General features: G+C 50.5%; 1 protein-coding gene. It reads left to right on the top strand.

The window, feature by feature from the left end; all coding sequences use genetic code 11:
* Positions 1–150: IS3 family transposase (locus tag MOV63_RS32545; protein WP_247039849.1), on the top strand; the 150-nt coding region annotated here is incomplete at its 5' end.
* Between the last annotated feature and the right edge of the window lie 72 nt (positions 151–222).

Raw genomic sequence — 222 nt, 5'->3', positions numbered from 1 at the left:
CACTACGACGATCATGCGCAACTGAAAAAGCATCTGGCCGACTTCATCGACGCGTACAATTTCGGGCGCAGGCTCAAGACGCTAAAGGGCCTCACGCCCTACGAGTTCATAGTAAGCGCGAATTTCTCCGCACCTTCTGTATTTGAGTGAGCTTTGGCATGTGGTGTCCACTTAAAAGAGGTGGACACCAAGTTATGGATGAAGGTCAAAAACTCGCGGTAC

Source organism: Neorhizobium sp. SHOUNA12A, from assembly GCF_023006505.1.
GTDB lineage: Bacteria > Pseudomonadota > Alphaproteobacteria > Rhizobiales > Rhizobiaceae > Neorhizobium.
The sequence above is the reverse complement of the archived record's forward strand: the minus strand, read 5'-3'. Positions and strand labels throughout refer to the sequence as shown.